Raw genomic sequence first — 2,153 nt, forward strand, 5'->3', positions numbered from 1 at the left:
TATTATTGGGAATCCCAGCTTAAATCATAGATACCGTAAGGGATTTTATTCTTTATTTAAAACTTTGCAACAGAACCCTCACAAACCTCTTCACCAAAACTCTTTACATCTCTAATATAGAACTCTATCTAGCGAACTTTTAGAAAAGATATAAAACATCAGAGTATGGACAGTTGCGGATGTACTTCAGAAAAGATTAGATGTCTAAAAAGCTTGTAGTTAAAGCTTTTTAGACATCTAAATCTAGGTACTAAAACAATTCATCCAGTAAAATATAATATTTTATTTTCTCCCAATCAGGCTTGATCCCCAGTAAGTCAAAAAATAGCTCGACATACTGTTCTTCCCCGATATCCTCCCTGATCGACCGGACGCAGAAGGCAATGTCATACCACTTGTCCGCCCTGCCGCTTCTCCCAAGATCAATAAAGCCACTTACTTTGCCATCTTTCACAAAGATGTTGCTGTCTCCCAGGTCGCCGTGGGAAAAGACAAGTTCCTCTTCGGGCTTTTCCGTCTTTAAAAAATCATACAGCTCGCGCGGATCTTTAAATGGAGTGTCTTCTTCCCAGTTTTCGCAATCCACATCGGCCAGATCGTTATTCAGTAAGTAATCCAATTCGGCTAAGCGGCTGTCTAAGCTATTCGTATAGGGACAATCCGATATGTCGATGGAGTGAAAGAGCCTGATGCACTCCGCATACAGCTCGATAATCTTTTCAGGGCTTTGTTCATCTTCATACTCTTCCGAGCAAAGGACGCCATCGGCCTCACTCATGAGCAGATTGCTCCAGCCATCATGCCGTTCAAAGTGCAGGACCTTTGGAACAGGCAGCTTTCCTTCCAGCCATAGCATCATGTCCTTTTCCCGTTCCACATCATAGGTGGTCCCTTTATACCGGCTGTCCGTCATTTTTAAATATAGGTTTTCATTTTCTCCCACCAGCTTATATACCTTAGCAGGAGACATTCCTTCCGTATCTTTTACGCAGCGGTATTTTTCGATCAGTTTTTTCAATTCCGGTGATATTCTCATTTTAGCCATTTATTATTTCCTTCCTCTTTTCTACAGTATTTAAAGATACCCCAAGAAGCTAATTATAACAAGACGAACTCCAATTCACTGTTCCTTGCATTCTAAAACCTTAAATACCAGAAAACAGCTTTTTCAAAGTTGTTTTCAAAGTTGGCGTATAACATAGTATCGACGGAGCCGATTTTGAAACCACAATTATGATAGAATTTACAAGCTATAAGGTTATTGTCCTGGGTTTCAAGCATTAGTCCATGCAAGTTTTTATGCTTTGCCCATTCTATAGATATATTGATAAGCGCGCTGCCTATGCCTTGCCCCCTGAAATCCTTACATACGGCGATATCTTCTATATAAGCGTACCGGTTCCAATTTTTTCGCAGTTTAACTTTTCCGACGCATTTATCGTCTTGGTAGTAAAGATATATTATCTTATCAGTATTGTCAATATATTCAAGGCAATCTGCCTCCTCATCCTCTTCATCCTCTTCGTCTTGGTAGCTTTTTAAATATGGCGCTTCATAGAGTAATTCTGTAAAGGTCCAATTCTCGTTTTCATACCTCGGTATAATCTTACCTATCACCTCAAATGGTTCGCTGGGTTTATCGATATCTTTCAGGTGCCCTGCTTTCATTTCTGTAATCACTGTTCCCGCCTCTCTTCTATATCAGCGGCATATGTGCTATCCAGGCAGCCGGTTTTACCAGTGTATTTTTTATACATGTCCCTGGTATATTTTGTTATATTCCTATCATACTCCGGATAGGCATAATGAAGCCTTTCCGCCACCTCACCGGATACCGCCCTGAACAATTGATGGCATAGAAATAATGCTTCCCATATGTTTTCATAGGAATCCATCCGGTAGGTGGACAAAAGTTTCTCCCACAAATCCTCGGATATATACCTTTCAATAAACTTATAGTTCTTGCCTACACTTAATTTAAAGCCTGTTTCGATGCCGACCTTCCATGATATCATTCTCAGCAGCTCATGGCGAACAATCTGATTAAAATGATCAATAGCAAATAAAATTTCCTTACGGCACAATCCTTTAATAACATAAGGTGTTACATTCCAAAATTCATTGCAGCAATCATCATACTCCCTTGCGCTTGG

The 2,153-nt window shown here is 40.0% G+C and carries 3 protein-coding genes; all 3 read right to left on the reverse strand.

All coding sequences use genetic code 11. The annotated features are described in order from the left end of the window. Positions 1–250: 250 nt before the first annotated feature. The gene (aph(3')-IIIa, locus tag ACPC58_RS11530) at positions 251–1,045 is read right to left on the reverse strand and encodes an aminoglycoside O-phosphotransferase APH(3')-IIIa (protein WP_001096887.1); all 795 of its coding nucleotides are present in this window, start codon (positions 1,043–1,045) and stop codon (positions 251–253) included. Between the two features lie 92 nt (positions 1,046–1,137). Continuing rightward, the gene (gene sat4, locus ACPC58_RS11535; RefSeq protein WP_000627290.1) at positions 1,138–1,680 is read right to left on the reverse strand and encodes a streptothricin N-acetyltransferase Sat4; all 543 of its coding nucleotides are present in this window, start codon (positions 1,678–1,680) and stop codon (positions 1,138–1,140) included. Beyond that, a partial coding sequence (locus ACPC58_RS11540; RefSeq protein ID WP_161566233.1) for an aminoglycoside 6-adenylyltransferase occupies positions 1,677–2,153 on the reverse strand: 477 nt, incomplete at its 5' end. The genes ACPC58_RS11540 and sat4, both read right to left, overlap by 4 nt.

The organism is Streptococcus sp. VTCC 12905 (assembly GCF_049893385.1).
In the GTDB taxonomy this organism is placed as follows: domain Bacteria; phylum Bacillota; class Bacilli; order Lactobacillales; family Streptococcaceae; genus Streptococcus; species Streptococcus suis_AA.